Here is a 20,059-nt window from a genome sequence, read left to right as displayed (position 1 = left end):
TCGCCTTCTACCAGTCGAGCGAATGTAGCCATGCAATAAGTGGTTGCTCTCAGCTCAGTAACGAGTTGCAGCCTAGACTCCAGCTTATGACTAGTACTCAAAATTCTGATGCGCCGAACGGGCGGGCCAGACTTGGAGGCACGGTTTAGGCACAGAATTGGCACAGCCGGAAAATCAACCTAAATCGAGCTGTTCAGGCAGTGCTCATTTTTCGCTTCAAGCAGGGCTGTTTGAATTCAAAGCGCAACTAGGATGAGAGCAGGTTGATTTATCGACTCTTATAGAATTCCTGATAAATCAATCAGATATGGCGCACCAGGCGGGATTCGAACCCACGACCCCCGCCTTCGGAGGGCGGTACTCTATCCAGCTGAGCTACTGGTGCGTATATGTTGCGGCGGTCTATTTGACCATTAGCTGACACCCTTCTCAACTCGATGAGTATTGCCTTCGGAGGGCAGTACTCTATCCAGCTGAGCTACGGATGCGTTGCGGGGCGCAATCATACGCATCTCGGCCTTGGGCGTCCACGCTCAGGGGCGTTCGCGATATTGAACGCTCGTGCAAAACCCTACGGCCCCTGTAGCGGTGCATCATGGCGCTGAATTTTTCGTCTGTTTTTTCGAACAGGCTATTGCCCTTTGCCCCCTTCGACCCTAGGATTCGTTTGAGATTTCAAACGGCGCGTTCGGTCATTCTGAACCCCCGCACGTTCAACGGCTCTGAAACCATTACCAGGCCCTCGCACGGCTCGCTGTCCAGCCTTGCGGGTTCTGCCCGTGACTCCAACGACTTTACGCCGACGCCCGGGTGTCGGAACTGAAGGAGACTGCCATGCAACTGAAAGACCCCCAGCTGCTGCGCCAACAGGCCTATATCGATGGCCAGTGGCTGGACTCCGACAGCGGTCAGACCATCGCCGTGAACAACCCGGCCACCGGTGAGATCATCGGTCATGTGCCGAAGATGGGCCGTGCCGAGACGCGCCGTGCCATCGAGGCCGCCGAGAAGGCGCTGCCGGCCTGGCGTGCACTGACTGCCAAGGAGCGCGCCAACAAGCTGCGCCGCTGGTTCGAGTTGCTGATGGAGAACCAGGATGACCTCGGTCGCCTGATGACCCTGGAGCAGGGCAAGCCGCTGGCCGAAGCCAAGGGCGAGATCGCCTATGCCGCCTCCTTCATCGAGTGGTTCGCCGAGGAAGCCAAGCGCGTCTACGGCGACGTGATCCCCGGTCACCAGCCGGACAAGCGCCTGATCGTGATCAAGCAGCCGATCGGCGTCACCGCCGCCATCACCCCGTGGAACTTCCCCGCCGCGATGATCACCCGCAAGGCCGGCCCGGCACTGGCCGCCGGTTGCACCATGGTGATCAAGCCGGCTTCGCAGACGCCGTTCTCCGCCCTGGCCCTGGTCGAGCTGGCCGAGCGCGCCGGCATCCCGAAAGGTGTGCTGAGCGTGGTCACCGGCAGCGCCGGCGAAGTGGGTGGCGAGCTGACCAGCAACCCCATCGTGCGCAAGCTGTCCTTCACCGGCTCGACCGAGATCGGTCGCCAGCTGATGGCCGAATGCGCCCAGGACATCAAGAAGGTGTCGCTGGAGCTGGGCGGCAACGCGCCGTTCATCGTCTTCGATGACGCCGATCTGGATGCCGCCGTCGAAGGCGCGCTGATCTCCAAGTACCGCAACAACGGCCAGACCTGCGTCTGCGCCAACCGTATCTACGTGCAGGACGGCGTCTACGACGCCTTCGCCGAGAAGCTGATCGCCGCTGTATCCAAGCTGAAGATCGGCAACGGTCTGGAAGATGGCACCACCACCGGCCCGCTGATCGACGAGAAGGCCGTGGCCAAGGTGCAGGAGCACATCGCCGATGCGGTGAACAAGGGCGCCAAGCTGGCCCTGGGCGGCAAGCCGCATGCCCTGGGTGGCACCTTCTTCGAACCGACCATTCTGGTGGACGTGCCGAAAACCGCTGCCGTGGCCAAGGAAGAAACCTTCGGCCCGCTGGCGCCGCTGTTCCGCTTCAAGGACGAGGCCGAGGTGATCGCCATGGCCAACGATACCGAGTTCGGCCTGGCCTCCTACTTCTATGCCCGCGACCTGGGCCGCGTGTTCCGCGTGGCCGAGGCGCTGGAGTACGGCATGGTGGGCATCAACACCGGCCTGATCTCCAACGAAGTCGCGCCGTTCGGCGGCGTGAAGGCTTCCGGCCTGGGCCGCGAAGGCTCCAAGTACGGGATCGAAGACTATCTCGAGATCAAGTACATGTGCCTGGGCGGCATCTGATGCCAAGACGGGGCAAGGTGCGAAAGAGCGTGCGGCGCCCCGGTTGTAAGTCGTAACCCTATTGAGTCCCTTGCGGCCCGGTTCAGTCGATCATCGCATGCTGAATCGATCACCCGCCGGGGACGGCCATGAGGACACCATGAGCAAGACCAACGAATCCCTGCTGCAACGCCGTGCCGCCGCCGTACCGCGCGGTGTCGGCCAGATCCACCCGATCGTCGCCGAGCGCGCCGAGAACGCCACCGTGTGGGACGTCGAAGGCCGCGAGTACATCGACTTCGCCGGCGGTATCGCCGTGCTGAACACCGGCCACCTGCATCCGAAGGTGGTCGCCGCTGTTCAGGAGCAGCTGACCAAGCTGTCGCACACCTGCTTCCAGGTGCTGGCCTACGAGCCCTACATCGAGCTGTGCGAAGAAATCGCCAAGCGCGTGCCGGGCAACTTCGCCAAGAAGACCCTGCTGGTCACCTCCGGCTCCGAGGCCGTCGAGAACGCCGTGAAGATCGCCCGCGCCGCCACCGGCCGCGCCGGCGTGATCGCCTTCACCGGCGCCTACCACGGCCGCACCATGATGACCCTGTCGCTGACCGGCAAGGTGGTACCGTACTCCGCCGGCATGGGCCTGATGCCCGCTGGCGTGTACCGCGCCCAGGCACCGTGCCCGCTGCATGGCGTGAGCGAGGACGAGTCCATCGCCAGCATCGAGCGCATCTTCAAGAACGACGCGCAGCCGCAGGACATCGCCGCGATCATCATCGAGCCGGTGCAGGGCGAGGGCGGTTTCTACGTCAACTCCCCGGCCTTCATGCAGCGCCTGCGCGCCCTGTGCGACCAGCACGGCATCCTCCTGATCGCTGACGAAGTGCAGACCGGCGCGGGCCGTACCGGCACCTTCTTCGCCACCGAACAACTGGGCGTGGTACCGGACCTGACCACCTTCGCCAAGTCCGTCGGCGGCGGCTTCCCGATCTCCGGCGTGTGCGGCAAGGCCGAGATCATGGACAAGATCGCCCCCGGTGGCCTGGGCGGCACCTACGCCGGCAGCCCGATCGCCTGCGCCGCGGCCCTGGCCGTGCTCAAGGTGTTCGACGAGGAGAAACTGCTGGAGCGCAGCCAGGCCGTGGGCGAGAAGCTCAAGGCCGGCCTCAAGACCATCGCCGAGAAGCACAAGGTGATTGGTGACGTACGTGGCCTGGGTTCGATGGTCGCCATCGAGCTGTTCGAAGGCGGCGACCACAGCAAGCCGGCGGCCGAGCTGGTGGGCAAGATCGTCGCCCGTGCGCGCGAGAAGGGCCTGATCCTGCTGTCGTGCGGCACCTACTACAACGTCATCCGCTTCCTGATGCCCGTTACCATCCCGGACGCGCAGCTGGAAAAAGGCATCGCCATCGTCGCCGAGTGCTTCGACGAACTGGCCTGAGCCCGATAGCGGGCACGCCGCCCTGGCGTGTCCGCACTGTTCTCCTGCACGGCCAGCTACGCGTAGCTGGCCGTGTCTCGTTCTGCAGCCGCGCTGGCTGTCCTTTCCTCGTCATCTCTGCCTAGGTCTACTGGCACTCGTCTTTCGTTTGGGTCGCGTAAGCACTTTCAGCGGTGATGTGCGACCGATCTCACCTGTCGTGGAACCGCAGGCGGCTGATCGCCACTCAGCGGCAACAGGCTACCCAGCGAAGGATTACGACGATGCGTGTTTCAGGTTTCTCGAATTCGATTCCTCCCGCGCTCGACGGCCGTGAGCCATCCCGTGAGTGTGCAAAGCCCCAGGCACCGGCGAACCCGCGGCAATCTGCCTGTGGTGGCGGTGGCGTTTCTTGGGCGCCGCAAGGTCAGAGTCAGACCACGCCGAGTCACTCCGCTGCCGCCGGCGATACCCTGCGCGGTCAGGGGCTGGCGGCATTGAGAGAGGCGGTGCTGAGGCTGTTTGCGCCGAGCGCCACTGAAGTCCAGTCGGCCTCGCAACCGGCCACCCAGCGCAATATGGCGGCGGAGGCGGCAAAGGAGAGCAGCGATGAGATGCCCTTCGAGGAAGTGGTCTCGGTCCTTGGGCGCAACGAGAACCTGCTAAAGAAGCCGCGTGATCGCGAAGGCCTGGAAAAGCTGCGCGACGACCCCAACACACCGACGGATGCGAAAAAGGCGCTGGATGCGGTGCTGAAGAACCCCGCGTACTACGAAGCTCTGGATCAGGCGAAGACCGGAAGCACGGACGGCAAGATCAGCGCCAAGGACGTGCAGAAACTGCAGCAGCACCCGTTGATCAGGCAGTACGCCGACGCCAAGGCGGAAACCTACACCCACAACTACGTGCCTTCCGACGCTGCGCCCGGTTCTGCCGCGCGGGAGATGACCGAGAACGATGCAATGCGCGAGCTGTATCTGTACTCGGAAAGCCTGCCCAAGAAACTCAATCTGGAGACCCTCGGCAAGATCGCCGATGGTTCCCAGTCGATGGGCAAGTGCCCGCCGCAGGTCGCGGCCGCAGCGAAGTTCTTTGTCCAGAACCCGGACAAATGGCAGCAATTCAGCGGCAAGGATGATCCCTCGGCGAAGATCTCCCGCGATCGCCTGTGCGACCTGGCGACCGAGAACATCAAGCTCTCACCCCAGGAGAGCAAGGCGCTGGAGACGCTCAAGAACAACCAGGACATCTTCTTCAAGGGCGGCGGCATCAAGCCGGACAAACTGGCCAAGATCGCCAACGACCCGCAAAACAGCCAGGAGGTTCGCGATGCCGCCAACCTGCTGAGCCAGCCCAATTCGATGCTGTTCTCCATGCTCGACAACGCCAAGCATGGTGCCGGCGGCAATTTCTTCAACAAGGCCAATGACCGCAACATCAGCAAGGGCGACCTGAATGCCTTCCTGCAGAAAGGCAGTAACGAGGTCGCGGGCCCACCGCAGCTCGCCAAGCCCGCCACCGGCGCGGCGCTTGCGGCGCAGAACGATATGCACATGGGGCAGGAAACCCAACCCGATCAGAAAAAGGAAAAGGGCGGCGGTATCTTCAAGTTTCTGGAAATCTTCAGCTATGTCGCCTCCGGCGTGATGATGCTGATTCCGGGCGCTGGCGCCGCCACCCTGGCCGCGACTGCAGGACGGGTCGCCGCGACTACCGTAGCGAAGGAGGCGGCCAAGCAGGCCGCCCAGCACACCGTGAAGGAGGTGGCCAAGGACACGGTCAAGGAAACCGCGAAACGAGAGTTCAAGGATGCCGCGATTCAGGGCACCAAGGATGGCTTGAAAGACTACGCCAAAGATCAGGCCAGGGACTTCGCCAAGGATGGCCTGAGCAATGCCATGAACCAGAACTCGCCCAGGGTCGCCTCCAATCCGCATGTCAACGAGCCGCGCGTGTGGGCGCAAAGCTGAGGACTGGCCGACATGGAAGTTGCCTTGGCATTCCGTTGGCCTGAATAGATATTATGGTTGACGAGGTAAAACGATGGTTTTACCTTGCCTCCATGAATATCGATTCAAAGCTGATATCAACGGCCGAAGAGCTGTTCGGCCGATACGGTTTCAACGCCACCGGCATGGATCGGCTGGCGCAGGCTGCCGGCATGTCGAGCCGCACGCTGTACAAGCATGCCGGCAGCAAGAATGAGCTTATCGCGGCCGTGCTGATGACGCGTGGGCAGCGTTTCCTGCAGCGTCTCGAGGTAGACAGCGTCGAGGCGCTGTTCGATGCACTGGCGAGCTGGCTGCGCGAGGAAGGGGCACGCGGCTGCCTGTTTCTGCGCGTGCAGGGCGAAACCGGCGGTCAGATACGCGAGATCAGCGAAGCCGTCGCCGCCTACAAGGCGCGTTTCAGCGACGCGGTTCACCAGGTGCTGACGCGCCAACTCGGCACCGGCGTCGAGGATGAGCTGGTCGAGCAGATCGTCATCCTCTTCGAGGGAGCCACGGCCGCTGCCAGCTACCGTGGCGTAGAGGCGGTGGCGGTGGCGCGCAGGGCTGCGACCTTGCTGCTGCGGCAGGTGCGACCTTGAGCCCCGCGCTGCGCCTAGGCATTACCGGGTTCGGCCTGATCGGCGTGTGCTACGGCTTCGCCCGCTTCGCCTTCGGGCTGTTTCTGCCACAGATCGATGCCGAGCTCGACCTGCCGGCGGCCGTGGGGGGCCTGATCGCCGGCGGCTCGTTCCTGGGTTACTGCATCGCCATCGTCGTCGCCGCGCAGCTGACCGAGCGGGTCGGCGCGCGAGCCGTGGCCATGGCTGCCGGGCTGATCGCCGCGCTGGGCATGCTCGGCATCGCCCTGGCACCCTCGGCGCTCTGGCTGGCCGCAGCGGTGCTGCTGGCCGGAATCAGCACCGGGCTGGTGTCGCCCCCCATGGCCGCCGCCGTGGCGGCCATCGTGCAGCCGCAGCGGCAGGATGCGGCCAATACCCTGATCAATTCCGGAACCAGCGCCGGGGTGATCCTCTCCGGGCCGGTGGCGCTGCTGATCGGTGCCGAGTGGCGGCTGGCCTATGGCGTGTTCGCCGCCTCGGCGCTGGTCCTGGCGGTGCTGGCCAGTTTCTGCGTGCCGAGTACGGCCGGGCCGCGAGCGCAGCCTTCGCCCGGTCGGCCCGCGCTCAATGCCATGCTCAGGCAACTGATCGTCGCGTCCTTGTTGATGGGCGCGGCCAGTACGGCGCTGTGGTCGTTCGGCAGCCAGATCCTGGCGCAGCGCCTGGACTGGGGCAGTGCCGGGGCCGGCCTGCTCTGGGTGGTCATCGGCGTTGCCGGCATCGCCGGCGCTGGCGCCGGCAGCCTGATCGGCAGGCTGGGTATCGATTGGGTGCACCGCCTGTCGCTGGCTGCGATGGCCTTGGCCATCCTTCTGGTCGGCATGGGGACCCAGCCGGCCCTGACACTGGTTGGCGGCGTGCTGTTCGGCGCGGCGTACATCATGCTCACCGGCGTCTATCTGGTCTGGGGCGTGTGCGCGCTACCCGAGCGCCCGGCCACCGGGCTGACCATCAGCTTTCTCAGCATCGCCATCGGCCAGATGCTCGGCGCGCCGGCCTTCGGTCTGCTGCTGAGCTGGCTGACCCTGGATCATGCGGTGATCGTCTTCACCCTGCTGGCGCTTGCCGGCGGCCTGGCGCGTTCGGCCGGCGCCCGTGCTCCAGGTGCGTGAATGGTCAGCGCGCACGCAGAAAAAGGCCCGCGCGAGGCGGGCCAAAGGGTGACAAGCAACAGGAACCGGGGCGTTTACTTGGGCTCGAAGATCACATAGACCTTGCGGCAGGCTTCCAGCACCTCCCAGGTACCGGAGAAGCCGGCAGGGATGACGAAGCGGTCGCCGGCACGTACGGTCTTGGCGTTGCCATCGGCATCGCGCAATACGGAAACACCCTGGAGAATCTCGCAGTATTCATGCTCGGTGTAGTTCACCGTCCACTGGCCCACCGCGCCTTCCCAGATGCCGCTGCTGAACTGGCCACAGGGGCTGCCGTAGTGGTTGCGCACGCTCTGCTCGGGGTCGCCCTTGAGCACTTTCTCCGGGGCGGGGCGATAGTGGTCGGCGGCCGTGGCGGCCTGGGCGAAGTCGACGATCTGCTCGATGTTCATCTGAGGGTTCCGTGGTGTTCGGTGGCGACGACAGTGCGGTCCGAAGGCCGCAGCAGGAAAAATCTGTTCGCAGTCTATGTTTAAAAAAACGAACGATACAAGGGGTTTTGCCAGGCTCTGTCAAAAATATTGAAAAGCCACAGCCCTCTGGTTTAGTGTGGCGCACAGGATTCGACCGCTCCGGCGGCCTTGCAGAATTATTTACAGTGCGCACCTCGACGAGGCGCCACGTTCACCCGAGAGGATGCCGCAATGACTAGCCTGACCCGTGCCGACTGGGAACAGCGTGCCAAGACCCTGACCATCGAAACCCGCGCCTTCGTCCACGGCGAATATCGCGCGGCAGAGTCCGGTGCGACCTTCGAATGCATCAGCCCGGTCGACGGTCGTCTGCTCGGCCTGGTGGCCAGCTGCGACCAGGCCGACGCCGAACTGGCGGTCAAGGATGCGCGCGCCACCTTCGAGTCCGGCGTGTGGTCGCGCCTGTCCCCGGTCAAGCGCAAGAAGGTGATGATCCGCTTCGCCGAGCTGATCGAGCAGCACGGCGAGGAGCTGGCCCTGCTGGAAACCCTGGACATGGGCAAGCCGATCAGCGATTCGCTGAGCATCGACGTGAGCAGCGCCGCCAACGCCATTCGCTGGAGCGGCGAGGCCATCGACAAGATCTACGACGAAGTCGCCGCCACTGCTCATGACGAGCTGGGCCTGGTCACCCGCGAGCCGGTTGGCGTGGTCGCCGCCATCGTGCCGTGGAACTTCCCGCTGCTGATGACCTGCTGGAAGCTCGGCCCGGCGCTGGCCACCGGCAACTCCATCATCCTCAAGCCCTCCGAGAAGTCGCCGCTGACCGGTATCCGCATCGCCCAGTTGGCCATCGAGGCCGGCATTCCGGCCGGCGTGTTCAACGTGCTGCCGGGTTTCGGTCACACCGTCGGCAAGGCCCTGGCCCTGCACATGGACGTCGACACCCTGGTGTTCACCGGTTCGACCAAGATCGCCAAGCAGCTGATGGTCTATGCCGGCGAATCGAACATGAAGCGCGTCTGGCTGGAAGCCGGCGGCAAGAGCCCGAACATCGTCTTCGCCGACGCGCCGGACCTCAAGGCCGCTGCCGAGGCGGCCGCCAGCGCCATCGCCTTCAACCAGGGCGAGGTCTGCACCGCCGGCTCGCGCCTGCTGGTGGAGAATTCCATCAAGGACACCTTCGTGCCCATGGTGGTCGAGGCGCTCAAGGCCTGGAAACCGGGCAACCCGCTGGACCCGGCGACCAATGTCGGTGCGCTGGTCGACACCACGCAGATGAACAACGTGCTGAGCTACATCCAGGCCGGCCACGACGACGGCGCCAAGCTGGTGGCCGGCGGCAAGCGAGTGATGGAAGAGACCGGCGGCACCTACGTCGAGCCGACCATCTTCGACGGCGTGAACAACGCCATGCGCATCGCCAAGGAGGAAATCTTCGGCCCGGTGCTGTCGGTGATCGGTTTCGACAATCAGGACGAGGCCATCGCCATTGCCAACGACACCATCTACGGCCTGGCCGCGGCGGTGTGGACCAGCAATCTGTCGCGCGCTCACCTGGTGGGCAAGGCCCTGCGTGCCGGCAGCGTGTGGATCAACCAGTACGACGGCGGTGACATGACCGCGCCGTTCGGCGGCTTCAAGCAGTCCGGCAACGGCCGCGACAAGTCGCTGCACGCGTTCGACAAGTACACCGAGCTGAAGTCCACCTGGATCAAGCTGTAACGCTGCGTCACGGGCGGCCGTTGGCCGCCTGAAGGTCCGCCCTTCGGGGCCGACTCGTCATGAGTCACACCTGCGGCCGGGTTTCCTTGGGGAAGTCCGGCCGTTTTGTTTGGCGATGGATCAATGCCGTGTAGGCCAGCTGTCATCGACGAGTGCGCGATGGTCCGGGAGCGTAGGGTGCGCCGCGCGCACCAGCGTTTGTCACCTGGTGCTGGCGCAGGCAGCGCACGCCACCCAGTGTCCTTGCCGAGCAGGGGCATGGTCATTTGTTTCAGGGCCACGACATAAAGGAGTCTGGCAATGCGTTGGGGAACCTATTTCGCAGTCTGCGCCGCGGTGATCAGCATCGGTCTGGCGCTGGGCGTGACCATGCCGCTGGTGTCGCTGCGCCTGGAGAGCTGGGGCTACGACTCCTTCGCCATCGGCGTGATGGCGGCCACGCCGGCGGTCGGGGTGCTGCTCGGCGCCTCGCTGGCCGGGCGCCTGGCCGCACGCGTCGGCACCACCAGGCTGATGCAGCTGTGCCTGCTGCTGGGTGCGCTGTCGGTGGCGTTGCTGGCGCTGGTGCAGAACTACGCGGTGTGGGTGGTCCTGCGTTTGTTCCTCGGCGTGGCCCTGACCGTGGTGTTCATCCTCGGCGAGAGCTGGATCAACCAGCTGGCCGTGGAGAAGTGGCGGGGGCGTCTGGTGGCCCTGTATGGCACCGGTTATGCGCTCAGTCAGCTCAGTGGCCCGCTGCTGCTGACGGCCATCGGCACCGCCACCGACAGCGGCTTCTGGACGGGCGTCGGCCTGCTGATTGGCGGCTCGCTGGTGCTGCTCGGGCGCAGCGGTGCGCCCCGCGTCGATGCGCACAGCGCCTCGGGCCGTGGCCTGCCGGCATTCTGCCGCAAGCTGCCGGCGATCGCCTGGGCGGTGGTGCTGTTCGCCGCCTTCGAGGCGATGATGCTCACCCTGCTGCCGATCTACGGCCTGCGCCAGGGCTTTACCCAGGAGGTGGCGCTACTGATGGTCAGCGTGGTGGTGGTCGGCGATGCGGCGCTGCAGCTGCCGATTGGCTGGCTGGCCGACCGCATGTCGCGGCAGACCCTGTTCCGCGCCTGCGGCGTGGTGCTGCTGTCGTCGAGCCTGGCGATCCCGGTGCTGCTGCACACGCCGGTGATCTGGCCCGTGCTGGTGGCCTTCGGCGCCAGCGCCGGCGGTCTGTTCACCCTGTCGCTGATCCTGATTGGCGAGCGCTATCGCGACGATGAGCTGGTGCGCGCCAATGCCCATGTCGCCCAGCTCTGGGGCATCGGTTGCCTGATCGGGCCGCTGGCTACCGGCGCGGTCAGCCAGTGGGTCAGCGGCCACGCCCTGCCGCTGATGATGGCGCTCGGTGCGGCCGGTTTCATCGTGCTGGCGTTTCGCGGCTCGCTCGGCTCCGATCTGGCGCAGGCCGAGCGCTGAAGCACGCCTGGCGCGCTCTGGCGTTGCCGGCTAGTTTTTCTGAACGTCAGCGGTCGACGATGGCCGGGCGCGCAAAGGAGAACGAGCATGCGCATCATCGCTGGGCTGTGCCTGGGAATGCTGTGGGCGGCCGGGGCCGCGGCGGACGTGGCCGGTAGCGCCGATCACCCGGCCATCCCCCGTTACGAAGGGGCGGAAATCTACGCCTACCAGACCCAGGCCTATACCGACTGGCGCTTCTTCAGAGCGCCGGCGACCGTCTATGGCGGCCTGCAGAAGAACCTCGACGCCACCGAGACGCTGGAAGGCAAGCTGACCCGCCTGAGCTATCGCGCGCCGGCCGAGCGCACGCCGCTGGAGGTGTTTCGCAACTACCAGCAGGCGCTGAGCGAGGCCGGTTTCGAGACGCTCTACAGTTGCGAACGCGAGGACTGCGGCGGGCGCAACTTCAACCACGCCATCACCCTGGACATGCACTTTCGCGAGTACCACCAGGATCAGCGCTATCTGTATGCCCGCCTGCCACGCCCCGAGGGGGATCTGTATGCCGCTCTCTACGTGGTGCTCAATCAGTCCGGCGGCGGGCCGAACAAGGGCCGCAGCCTGATCCAGCTGGACGTGCTCGAGCGCAAGGCGATGGAGCAGCGCATGGTGCTGGTCGAGGCGGGCGAGTTGCAGCGTGGCCTGGACGCTCAGGGGCGGGTGGCGTTGTATGGCCTGTATTTCGATACCGACAAGGCGGACATGCGCGCCGACTCGCAGCCGCAGCTGGCCGAGATCGCCAAGCTGCTGCAGGCCAGCGCGCAGTTGCAGGTGCTGGTGGTGGGGCATACCGACGCCCAGGGTGCGCTGGATTACAACCGCGACCTGTCGCAGCGCCGGGCGCAGTCGATCGTCGAAGCCCTGGTCAGCCAACACGGTATCGCCCGTCAGCGGCTGAGCGCGGTGGGCGTGGGCATGGCGGCGCCGGTGGCGAGCAACCGCGACGAGGCCGGGCGTGCGCTCAACCGGCGGGTGGAACTGGTGGAGCGCCTGCCCTGATCAGGCGTCTTCGGCCAGCAGCTGGGTAACGGTTTCGCCGACCTGACGAATCGCCGCCTCCATGCTCGGCTGATGGCTGCAGGCGAAGTTCAGGCGGATGCAGTTGCGGTACTTGCCCGCTGCGGAAAAGATGCTGCCGGGCGCCACCTGCAGCTTGGATGCGGCCAGGCGGCGATTGAGGCGCAGGCTGTCGAAGCCCTGCGGCATCTCCACCCAGAGCATGAAGCCGCCCTGCGGCTGGCTGACCCGAGTACCCGGCGGAAAGTAGCGGCTGACCCAACCGGTCATCTGTTCGCGGCCGCGGGCGTACTGCTTGCGCATCTGGCGCAGGTGCGGCTGGTACAGGCCGTCGCGAATGAATTCGGCGATCGCCAGCTGCGGCAGCTGGGCGCTCATCCCCGTGCCCATGTACTTCATGTGCAGCACCTGCTGCAGGTAGCGGCCGGGGGCGATCCAGCCGATGCGCAGGCCGGGCGCCAGGGTCTTGGAGAAGGAGCTGCACAGCAGCACGCGGCCGTCCTCGTCGAACGACTTGATGCTGCGCGGGCGCGGGTAGTGATAGGCGAGGTCGCCGTAGATGTCGTCCTCGATGATCGCCACGTCGAAGCGCTGCGCCAGCGCCAGCAGGGCGCGCTTGTTGGCTTCCGGCATCACGTAACCGAGCGGGTTGTTGCAGCTGGGGGTGAGCTGGATGGCCTTGATCGGCCACTGCTCCAGGGCCATCTCCAGCGCTTCCAGGCTGATTCCGGTAAGCGGGTCGGTGGGCAGTTCCAGGGCCTTCATGCCGAAGCCCTTGAGCGCCTGCATCACCCCGTGGAAGCTCGGCGAGTCCACCGCGACGATGTCGCCGGGCTGGCAGATGGCGCGCAGCGCCGCCGACAGCGCCTCATGACAGCCGGTGGTGATGACGATGTCCTCGGCGGCCAGCTGGCAGCCGGAGTCCAGCGTCAGGCGGGCGACTTCCTGGCGCAGGCTGATCTCCCCCTCGACTGCGCCGTAGCTCAGCTCACGCAGGCTCTGCCGTCGGCTCAGGCGCGACAGGCTGCGCAGCAGCGGCTTGAGCGTGGGCACGTCGATGTCGGGAATGCCCCGGCTGAGCTGCAGCACGTCGCTGCTGGGCGGCTCGCTGACCAGCTCCAGCACCTGCTCCCACTGCGAGACCTCCACCGGGCGTTGCGGCGCGCGGCTGATCTGCGGCAGCTCCGGCTGCTGGCGCAGCTGGTTGACGAAATAGCCGGACTTCGGCCGTGGCGTGGCCAGGCCCTGATCCTCCAGCTGGCGGTAGGCCTGCTGTACGGTGCTGAGACTGACCCCGTGCTCCTGGCTCAGGGTTCGCACCGAAGGCAGACGTTCACCGGGACGGAACAGCCCCTGCTCGATGCGGGCGGCCAGTTCCTCGGCGAGGTTCAGGTAGAGCGTCATGGGGCACCTCGGTGTGAACCAGTACAGATTGCAGCGAAAGCGACAATTCAGATGCAGATACGTCGTATCTGTACGGATTTAATAGAGGTTATTTGAATCTGTCATGGTTTTTCTTGCAGGCGCATTCTGGTCTCCCATGAGCGAACCAGGAGGACGGCGCCATGCGTACCTTCGATGAAATGGCCGGTGTGGCGGGCGGCAGTGCCCGGACTGTGCGGCCCTGCCAGCCCCGCAGCTTCGGTCGCGACTGGCCGAGCTTCTGGCGGCGCCTGCGCACCCGTCGGGCGCTGCTGCGTCTGAGCGATCAGGCTCTGGCCGATGTCGGCCTGACCCGCGCCCAGGCCGAGCGCGAGGCACGTCTGCCGTTCTGGCAGCTATGAGCGCGTAACCGCTACAGCACTTCCTTGAGTCGGTGCCAGAGCATGCCGAGCGCCAGCAGCGGCGAGCGCAGGTAGCGGCCGCCAGGGAAGGTCATGTGCGGCACCTGAGCGAACAGATCGAAGCCACGGCTTTCCTGCCCGGCGATGGCTTCGGCGAGCAGCTTGCCGGCCAGGTGCGTGGCGTTGAGGCCATGCCCCGAGTAGGCCTGGGCGTGGAACACGTTGGGCTGATCCTCGAGGCGGCCGATCTGCGGCAGGCGGTTGGCGCCGATGCCGATCATGCCGCCCCACTGGTAGTCGATGCGCACGCCCTGCAGTTGCGGGAAGACCTTGAGCATCTTCGGCTGCATGTAGGCGGCGATGTCCGCCGGGTCGCGCCCGGAGTAATGACAGGCGCCGCCGAACAGCAGACGACGGTCGGCCGAGAGGCGGTAGTAGTCCACCGTCACGCGCTGGTCGCACAGCGCCATGTTCTGCGGGATCAACTGCCGGGCCTGCTCCTCGGACAGCGGCTCGGTGGCAATCACGTAGCTGCCGGCGGGCAGCACCTTGCCGCTCAGGTGCGGGTTGAGGCCGTTGATGTAGGCGTTGCAGGCCAGCACCAGATGCCTGGCCCGTACCCGGCCGTGGGCGGTGTGCACGCGAACCTCGGGGCCGTAGTCGATGCGGGTCACCGGCGAGTCCTCGAACAGCCGCACCCCCAGTGACTGGGCGGCAGCCGCTTCGCCCAGGGCGAGGTTGAGCGGGTGCAGATGGCCCGAGCCCATGTCGATCATGGCGCCGTGATAGTTGTCCGAGCCGACCACCTCATGGATGCGCTCCTTCGGCACCAGGCGAAGCTCGTGGCGGTAGCCGAGGCTTTCCAGCTCCGCCTTGTCCTCGGCGAAACCTTGCATATGAGACGGCTTGTTGGCCAGGTCGCAATAGCCCCAGGTCAGGTCGCAGTCGATCTGGAACTGCGCCACGCGGCTGCGCACGATTTCCACCGCTTCCAGGCCCATCAGCTTGAACTGACGCACGCCGTCCTTGCCGACCAACGACTCGAACTGCTCGACGCCATGGCCGACGCCGCGGATCAGCTGTCCGCCGTTACGCCCGCTGGCGCCCCAGCCGATCTTGCGCGCCTCCAGCAGCGCCACCGACAGGCCCTTCTGCGCCAGCTCGATGGCGGTGTTCAGGCCGCTGAAGCCGCCACCGACCACGCACACATCCACCTGCAACTCGCCGCCCAGCGGCGGGTAGGCCAACTGGCGATTGACGCTGGCGGCGTAATAGGAGGCGGCGTGCTGCGGTCCATGGACGGGCTGGTGAACGCGGGCGTTCATGTGCGAAATCCTGATTTTTGTGTGTGGAAAATTCAACGCAGCATAAGCGCGGAATCCGTTCGCCGCCAAGGGGTGGAGGGGAAAAAAGCGCTCTCAGCAGGGTGCGTCGCGAGAGGTAGACACCTGCGTCAGGCTCCGCGCTCGCCCAACAGCTTCCGGATTGCATCCGGGCTACGTTGCCCGTGCATCACCGTCGCGCAGTAGACTGTCGGCATCGTTACCCAAGGCGTCCGAACATGAGCTGCACCGACCGCAAGATCGACCACCTGCGCCGGCAGATCCCACGTTTCGACTGCGTGCCCGGCTGCCACGACTGCTGTGGGCCGGTCACCGCTTCGTCCGAGGAGCTGGCGCGTCTGCCAGTCAAAAGCGATGCCGAGCACGACGCGGCGCTGGCCGAGTACAACTGCGTACATCTGGGAGCGAACGGCTGCGAGGTGTATGACCAGCGCCCGCTGATCTGCCGGCTGTTCGGCACCACGCCGAACCTGCCCTGCCCGCATGGGCGTGGGCCGGAGCAGCCGATCGAGCCGGCGGTGGAGCGTCAGGTGCACCGCCTGATCGCCACCACGCGGCAGCGGTTGGTGTAGCACCGAGCGCACCGCGCCCCTCTCGCTCAATCCTCGAACTGCACCGGGCAGCGCTCGGCGCCTTCGAGCTTGAGAATCTCCTCCACCACCTGCGGCCGGGCCTGGCGCAACACCAGGCTGCGCTGTCCGGCCAGCAGGCGGCGTGCCTCCTGGTGCAGCATTTCCACCCCGGCGTAGTCGATGAAGTTGATATGCCGCGCGTCGATCACCAGGCGCTGGCCGCGGCTGCGCTGCAGCAGCTGCTGGATGTAGTGGCAGGCGCCGAAGAAGATCGAGCCCTCGATGCGCAGCACCTCGTCGTCGCCGTCCTGCCACAGGCGCACGCGCGGTTGTGAGGTGCGCTTGAGGTAGAAGAACAGCGAGGCCAGCACCCCGGCGTAGATCGCCGTCTGCAACTCCAGCAGAAGGGTGGCCAGCAGCGTCAGCAGCATCACCGCGAACTCGGCGCGGCTGACGCGGCGCAGGGCGCGGATCGCCGCCAGATCGACCAGGCCCCAGCAGATCAGCAGGATGCCGGCGGCCATCACCGGCAGCGGAATATGCGCCAGCAGCGCGGCGCCGAACAGGGCGAACAGCGCCACCAGCAACGCCGAGAACACCCCGGCCAGCGGCGTACGCGCGCCGGCCTGCAGGTTGAGCGCCGAGCGGGTGAAGGAGCCGGCCGACAGCGAACCGGCGAACCAGGGCCCGAGCATGTTCGACAGCCCCTGGGCGCGCACTTCCTGATTGGCATCGAGGAACTGGTGCGATTTGACCGCCAGAGCGCGGGCGATGGACAGGCTGGTGACCAGCCCGAGCATGCCGCAGGCCACCGCCGCCGGAAGCAGCTGCAGCAGGCTGTTGAGGTCGAACTGCAGCGGCGTGAAGGGCGGCAGGCCGCCTTCGAAGGCGCTGACCAGGGCGATGCCGCCGACCAGGCGTTCCGGCAGCAGCCACACCAGCGCGCTGCCGGCGACCAGGCCGACCAGCAACGCCGGCGCCTTCGGCCACAGGCGCCGTACCGCCAGGCAGAGCAGCAGGGTGAAGGCGGCCAGGGCCAGGCTTGGCCAGTGCACGTCGTTCAGGTGCTGACCGATCTGCAGCAGGCTGGCCAGGGCGGTGGCCTGGCTGACGATCTCCACCCGCAGCAGATTGGGAATCTGGCCGATGGCGATGACCAGCGCCGCGCCCAGGGTGAAGCCGAGCACCACCGATTGCGAGACGAAGTTGACCAGGGCGCCGAAGCGCAGCAGGCCGAGCAGCCACTGGAACAGCCCGGCGAGGAAGGTCAGCAGCAGCACCAGGGCGATGAACTGCTCGCTGCCGGCCTTGGCCAGCGGGCTGACGCTGGTGAACAGGACGATGGAGATGGCCGCCGTCGGCCCGCAGATCAGGTGCCAGGATGAGCCCCACAGGCAGGCGACGATCACCGGCACTATGGCCGCGTACAGGCCGTACTCGGCCGGCAGGCCGGCGATCAGCGCGTAGGCCAGCGACTGCGGCAGGGCCAGCACCGCGCCAGTGAGGCCGACCAGCAGATCGTTGCCGAGGGTCTTGCGACTGGTGCCGGGCAGCCAGCGCAGGAAGGGCAACAGGGTCTGCAGGTCGGGTAGCGGCATCGTTGGGGCCAGGCAGGTTGGATTCGATTCGGGCAGTTAGCGGGAGCCTAGCGTAGCGCCGAATCGCATCCGGGCTACGCGCTGCGTCCCACCCTACGCAATTGCCCCGGCTATTTCAAAGCCGCGCCTTGACCGCGGCCAGGCCGTCGCCGCCGTCGCGGGTGGTGACCCCGTCCAGCCAGGCATCGAGCACCTGCGGGTTGGCCTGCAGCCAGTCCTTGATCGCCTGGGCGTTGCTGGCCTGCTTGCTGAGCACCCGATCCATGATGCTGTTCTCCATCTCCTGGGTGAATTTGAGGTTGGCGAGCAGCTTGCCGGCATTGGGGCACTGCTGGGCATAGCCCTTGCGCGCCAGGGTGTTGACCTGGCCGCTGTCGCCGAAATACTTCTCGCCGCCGCGCAGGTATTTCATGTCGTACTGCACGTTCATCGGGTGCGGGGTCCAGCCGAGGAACACCACGAACTGCTCGCGTTTGACCGCGCGGCCGACCTGCACCAGCATCGCCTGCTCGCTGGACTCCACCAGTTGCCAGTCGCCCAGGCCGAACTCGTCGGCGGCGATCATCTGCTTGATCGATTCGTTGGCCGGCGAGCCGGAGGCGATGCCGTAGAGCTTTTTGCCGAACTTGTCGGCGTGCTTGTCGAGGTCGGCGAAGGTCTTCACCCCGGCCTCGTAGGCATAGGTCGGCACCGCCAGGGTGTACTCGGTGCCGTCGAGGTTCTGCGCCAGTTGGTCCACCTCGCCGCTGGCGACGAACTTGTCGTAGTTGCTCTGCTGCGCCGGCATCCAATTGCCGAGGAACACGTCGAGCTGACCCTTCTGCAGCCCGGCGTAGATGATCGGCACCGCCAGGGTCTGGCTCTGCGTCTGGTAGCCGAGGCCTTCGAGCAGGAAGCTGGCGATGCCGTTGGTCACAGCGATGTCGCTCCAGCCCGGATCGCCCAGCTTGACCGTGGCGCAGGCCGCGTCCTCAGCCCAGACGTTGGCGCTGGCGGACAGCGCCCCGGCCAGCAACAGTGCGTTGATTCGGTTCATGGCGTATCTCCTTTGTTCTGATAGTAGTGGGAGGCAGTGCGTTTCAAACCTGTGGATAGCGGGCGCGACGTTCCAGGTCGTCGAGATCGATATGGTTGCGCATGTACTGCTGGCTGGCGTCGACCCAGGGCTGATGGTCCCAGCTGGTCAACTTGCCCTGGCTCAGAGCCTCTGCCACCAGGCGCCGACGGCGCTGGCTGGCCAGGGTGGCGGCGTGGATCGCCGGGATGTCCCAGCGCGCCCTTGCCTGGGCGAGGAACTCGGCCAGCACGCCCTGGTGGTCCGCCGAGCCGGCCAGATTCTCGCGCTCCTGCGGGTCCTGCTGGAGATGGAACAGCAGCAGCGGATCCTGCTCCGAGTAGACGAATTTCCACGGCCCGCGGCGGATCATCATCAGCGGGCTGGTGGTGCCTTCGGCCATGTATTCGCCGATGACTTCATCGTGGCCCTGGCGACCTTCAAGGTGCGCCAGCAGCGAGCGGCCCTCCAGCGCCAGGCCCTCCTCGACCCGGCCGCCGGCCAGTTCCACCAGTGTGGGCAGCAGGTCGAGGGTGGAAACCGACTGGCTGACCCGGTGCGCGGCGAAGCGCTGCGGCGCATGCACCAGCAGCGGCACACGGGCGGCCATCTCGAACCAGTGCATCTTGTACCAGAGGCCGCGCTCGCCAAGCATGTCGCCGTGGTCGCCGGAGAAGACGATCAGGGTGTCGTCTGCCAGGCCGCATTCCTCCAGGGTCTTCAGCAGCTTGCCGATGTTGTCGTCGATATAGCTGCAGGCGCCGAAGTAGGCGCGGCGGGCGTCGCGGATCTTGTCCTCTGGCAGCGGCTTGTCCCACAGGTCGATGACCTTGAGCAGGCGCTGCGAATGTGGGTCCTGCTCGGCCTGCTCGATGTGCTGGCGCGGCATGGGAATGTCCACGCCTTCGTAGCGCTCCCAGTACTCGGCCGGGATGGTATAGGGGTCATGGGGGTGGGTCATCGACACGGTCAGGCAGAACGGCTGCTCCGGCGTCAGGCGCACGTGGTCGTAGAGGTACTGGCGGGCCTTGAACACCACCTCCTCGTCGAAATCCAGCTGATTGCTGCGTACGCAGGGGCCGGCCTGCAGCACCGAGGACATGTTGTGGTACCAGCTGGCACGCACGTCCGGTTCGTCCCAGTTCACCGCCCAGCCGTAGTCGGCCGGGTAAATGTCGCTGGTCAGGCGTTCCTCGTAGCCGTGCAGCTGGTCCGGGCCGCAGAAGTGCATCTTGCCCGACAGCGCCGTGCGGTAGCCGAGGCGGCGCAGGTAGTGGGCGTAGGTGGGCACGTCGGCGGGAAAGTCGGCGGCGTTGTCATAGGCGCCGATCTGCGACGGCAGCCGGCCGCTGACCAGGGTGAAGCGCGACGGCGCGCACAGCGGGCTGTTGCAGTAGGCCGAGTCGAACACCACGGCCCGTTCGGCCAGTTTCATCAGGTTGGGCATCTGCACCGGCGAGGCGGCATCGTGCAGCGGCAGGATCGGTGCGGCCATCTGGTCGGCCATGATGAAGAGGATGTTCGGGCGTTTCATGCTGTGCCGGTGTCCCATATCTTATGTTTATGCGAGATTGCCTTGCCTCATGATGGTTTCAGCGTAAGACGCGGTAAA

At 65.8% G+C, this 20,059-nt stretch carries 16 protein-coding genes and 1 tRNA gene; 10 read left to right on the top strand and 7 right to left on the bottom strand.

Going from position 1 to position 20,059, the window contains the following annotated elements; translation table 11 throughout:
* Nucleotides 1-308: 308 nt before the first annotated feature.
* Nucleotides 309-385, bottom strand: a tRNA-Arg gene (locus L1F06_RS01310).
* 449 nt (nucleotides 386-834) lie between these two features.
* Between L1F06_RS01310 and gabD the strand changes: the two genes are divergently transcribed.
* From gabD to L1F06_RS01285, 5 genes are all read left to right on the top strand, one after another.
* The gene (gene gabD / locus L1F06_RS01305; protein ID WP_129483308.1) at nucleotides 835-2,286 is read left to right on the top strand and encodes an NADP-dependent succinate-semialdehyde dehydrogenase; all 1,452 of its coding nucleotides are present in this window, start codon (nucleotides 835-837) and stop codon (nucleotides 2,284-2,286) included.
* A 139-nt stretch (nucleotides 2,287-2,425) separates the two neighbouring features.
* Nucleotides 2,426-3,706, top strand: coding sequence for a 4-aminobutyrate--2-oxoglutarate transaminase (gene gabT / locus L1F06_RS01300; protein ID WP_003242299.1), 1,281 nt, complete (start codon nucleotides 2,426-2,428; stop codon nucleotides 3,704-3,706).
* Nucleotides 3,707-3,969: 263 nt separating this feature from the next.
* Nucleotides 3,970-5,655, top strand: a complete 1,686-nt coding sequence (locus tag L1F06_RS01295; RefSeq protein ID WP_129483322.1) for an HrpF/NolX family T3SS translocon protein — start codon at nucleotides 3,970-3,972, stop codon at nucleotides 5,653-5,655.
* 92 nt (nucleotides 5,656-5,747) lie between these two features.
* A complete protein-coding gene (locus L1F06_RS01290) occupies nucleotides 5,748-6,275 on the top strand; it encodes a TetR/AcrR family transcriptional regulator (protein ID WP_011920539.1) in 528 nt (175 codons plus the stop codon).
* Entirely contained in the window at nucleotides 6,272-7,408 is a 1,137-nt protein-coding gene (locus L1F06_RS01285) for an MFS transporter (RefSeq protein ID WP_129483307.1), read from the top strand. The genes L1F06_RS01290 and L1F06_RS01285 overlap by 4 nt, the downstream gene beginning before the upstream one ends.
* A 74-nt stretch (nucleotides 7,409-7,482) precedes the next feature.
* Here the strand turns inward: L1F06_RS01285 and L1F06_RS01280 are convergent, their stop codons facing one another.
* Nucleotides 7,483-7,842 (bottom strand): cupin domain-containing protein, encoded by a 360-nt coding sequence (locus tag L1F06_RS01280; RefSeq protein ID WP_003242293.1) that lies wholly within the window; start codon nucleotides 7,840-7,842, stop codon nucleotides 7,483-7,485.
* A 252-nt stretch (nucleotides 7,843-8,094) separates the two neighbouring features.
* Between L1F06_RS01280 and L1F06_RS01275 the strand changes: the two genes are divergently transcribed.
* The 3 genes from L1F06_RS01275 (at nucleotide 8,095) to L1F06_RS01265 (ending at nucleotide 12,078) form a co-directional block, all read left to right on the top strand.
* Nucleotides 8,095-9,588: an aldehyde dehydrogenase gene (locus L1F06_RS01275; protein ID WP_129483306.1), complete on the top strand. Its 1,494-nt coding sequence runs from the start codon at nucleotides 8,095-8,097 to the stop codon at nucleotides 9,586-9,588.
* A gap of 300 nt (nucleotides 9,589-9,888) precedes the next feature.
* Nucleotides 9,889-11,037, top strand: a complete 1,149-nt coding sequence (locus L1F06_RS01270) for an MFS transporter (RefSeq protein ID WP_129483305.1) — start codon at nucleotides 9,889-9,891, stop codon at nucleotides 11,035-11,037.
* Between the two features lie 87 nt (nucleotides 11,038-11,124).
* Nucleotides 11,125-12,078, top strand: coding sequence for an OmpA family protein (locus L1F06_RS01265; RefSeq protein ID WP_129483304.1), 954 nt, complete (start codon nucleotides 11,125-11,127; stop codon nucleotides 12,076-12,078).
* On the opposite strand, the gene L1F06_RS01260 is transcribed toward L1F06_RS01265, so the two are convergent.
* Nucleotides 12,079-13,500, bottom strand: a complete 1,422-nt coding sequence (locus L1F06_RS01260) for an aminotransferase-like domain-containing protein (protein ID WP_129483303.1) — start codon at nucleotides 13,498-13,500, stop codon at nucleotides 12,079-12,081.
* 161 nt (nucleotides 13,501-13,661) lie between these two features.
* On the opposite strand from L1F06_RS01260, the gene L1F06_RS01255 reads away from it, so the two are divergent.
* Nucleotides 13,662-13,880, top strand: a complete 219-nt coding sequence (locus L1F06_RS01255) for a DUF1127 domain-containing protein (protein WP_011920543.1) — start codon at nucleotides 13,662-13,664, stop codon at nucleotides 13,878-13,880.
* Nucleotides 13,881-13,891: 11 nt separating this feature from the next.
* Here the strand turns inward: L1F06_RS01255 and L1F06_RS01250 are convergent, their stop codons facing one another.
* On the bottom strand, nucleotides 13,892-15,205 hold the full coding sequence (locus tag L1F06_RS01250; protein ID WP_129483302.1) for an NAD(P)/FAD-dependent oxidoreductase: 1,314 nt from the start codon (nucleotides 15,203-15,205) through the stop codon (nucleotides 13,892-13,894).
* A 236-nt stretch (nucleotides 15,206-15,441) separates the two neighbouring features.
* Between L1F06_RS01250 and L1F06_RS01245 the strand changes: the two genes are divergently transcribed.
* Complete coding sequence (locus L1F06_RS01245) at nucleotides 15,442-15,795, top strand: YkgJ family cysteine cluster protein (RefSeq protein WP_003242280.1); 354 nt, start codon at nucleotides 15,442-15,444, stop codon at nucleotides 15,793-15,795.
* A gap of 26 nt (nucleotides 15,796-15,821) precedes the next feature.
* On the opposite strand, the gene L1F06_RS01240 is transcribed toward L1F06_RS01245, so the two are convergent.
* The 3 genes from L1F06_RS01240 to betC all read right to left on the bottom strand — a co-directional run bounded on the left by L1F06_RS01240 (nucleotide 15,822) and on the right by betC (nucleotide 19,981).
* Nucleotides 15,822-17,393, bottom strand: coding sequence for a SulP family inorganic anion transporter (locus tag L1F06_RS01240; protein ID WP_096824939.1), 1,572 nt, complete (start codon nucleotides 17,391-17,393; stop codon nucleotides 15,822-15,824).
* A gap of 115 nt (nucleotides 17,394-17,508) precedes the next feature.
* Entirely contained in the window at nucleotides 17,509-18,429 is a 921-nt protein-coding gene (locus L1F06_RS01235; protein ID WP_129483301.1) for a choline ABC transporter substrate-binding protein, read from the bottom strand.
* Nucleotides 18,430-18,472: 43 nt separating this feature from the next.
* Complete coding sequence (gene betC / locus L1F06_RS01230; protein WP_129483300.1) at nucleotides 18,473-19,981, bottom strand: choline-sulfatase; 1,509 nt, start codon at nucleotides 19,979-19,981, stop codon at nucleotides 18,473-18,475.
* Nucleotides 19,982-20,059: the final 78 nt, after the last annotated feature.

Source organism: Pseudomonas hydrolytica (genome assembly GCF_021495345.1).
GTDB lineage: Bacteria > Pseudomonadota > Gammaproteobacteria > Pseudomonadales > Pseudomonadaceae > Aquipseudomonas > Aquipseudomonas hydrolytica.
Note: the sequence above shows the minus strand (reverse complement) of the source record. Positions and strands in the feature narration are given on the sequence as shown.

Excerpts from the sequence above, each read along its gene's own strand:
- L1F06_RS01280 (WP_003242293.1), bottom strand. The coding sequence starts at position 7,842 with ATGAACATCGAGCAGATCGTCGACTTCGCCCAGGCCGCCACGGCCGCC.
- L1F06_RS01275 (WP_129483306.1), top strand. The coding sequence starts at position 8,095 with ATGACTAGCCTGACCCGTGCCGACTGGGAACAGCGTGCCAAGACCCTG.
- L1F06_RS01250 (WP_129483302.1), bottom strand. The coding sequence starts at position 15,205 with ATGAACGCCCGCGTTCACCAGCCCGTCCATGGACCGCAGCACGCCGCC.
- L1F06_RS01270 (WP_129483305.1), top strand. The coding sequence starts at position 9,889 with ATGCGTTGGGGAACCTATTTCGCAGTCTGCGCCGCGGTGATCAGCATC.
- gabT (WP_003242299.1), top strand. The coding sequence starts at position 2,426 with ATGAGCAAGACCAACGAATCCCTGCTGCAACGCCGTGCCGCCGCCGTA.
- L1F06_RS01265 (WP_129483304.1), top strand. The coding sequence starts at position 11,125 with ATGCGCATCATCGCTGGGCTGTGCCTGGGAATGCTGTGGGCGGCCGGG.
- L1F06_RS01255 (WP_011920543.1), top strand. The coding sequence starts at position 13,662 with ATGCGTACCTTCGATGAAATGGCCGGTGTGGCGGGCGGCAGTGCCCGG.
- L1F06_RS01260 (WP_129483303.1), bottom strand. The coding sequence starts at position 13,500 with ATGACGCTCTACCTGAACCTCGCCGAGGAACTGGCCGCCCGCATCGAG.
- betC (WP_129483300.1), bottom strand. The coding sequence starts at position 19,981 with ATGAAACGCCCGAACATCCTCTTCATCATGGCCGACCAGATGGCCGCA.
- L1F06_RS01245 (WP_003242280.1), top strand. The coding sequence starts at position 15,442 with ATGAGCTGCACCGACCGCAAGATCGACCACCTGCGCCGGCAGATCCCA.
- L1F06_RS01290 (WP_011920539.1), top strand. The coding sequence starts at position 5,748 with ATGAATATCGATTCAAAGCTGATATCAACGGCCGAAGAGCTGTTCGGC.
- gabD (WP_129483308.1), top strand. The coding sequence starts at position 835 with ATGCAACTGAAAGACCCCCAGCTGCTGCGCCAACAGGCCTATATCGAT.
- L1F06_RS01295 (WP_129483322.1), top strand. The coding sequence starts at position 3,970 with ATGCGTGTTTCAGGTTTCTCGAATTCGATTCCTCCCGCGCTCGACGGC.
- L1F06_RS01240 (WP_096824939.1), bottom strand. The coding sequence starts at position 17,393 with ATGCCGCTACCCGACCTGCAGACCCTGTTGCCCTTCCTGCGCTGGCTG.
- L1F06_RS01235 (WP_129483301.1), bottom strand. The coding sequence starts at position 18,429 with ATGAACCGAATCAACGCACTGTTGCTGGCCGGGGCGCTGTCCGCCAGC.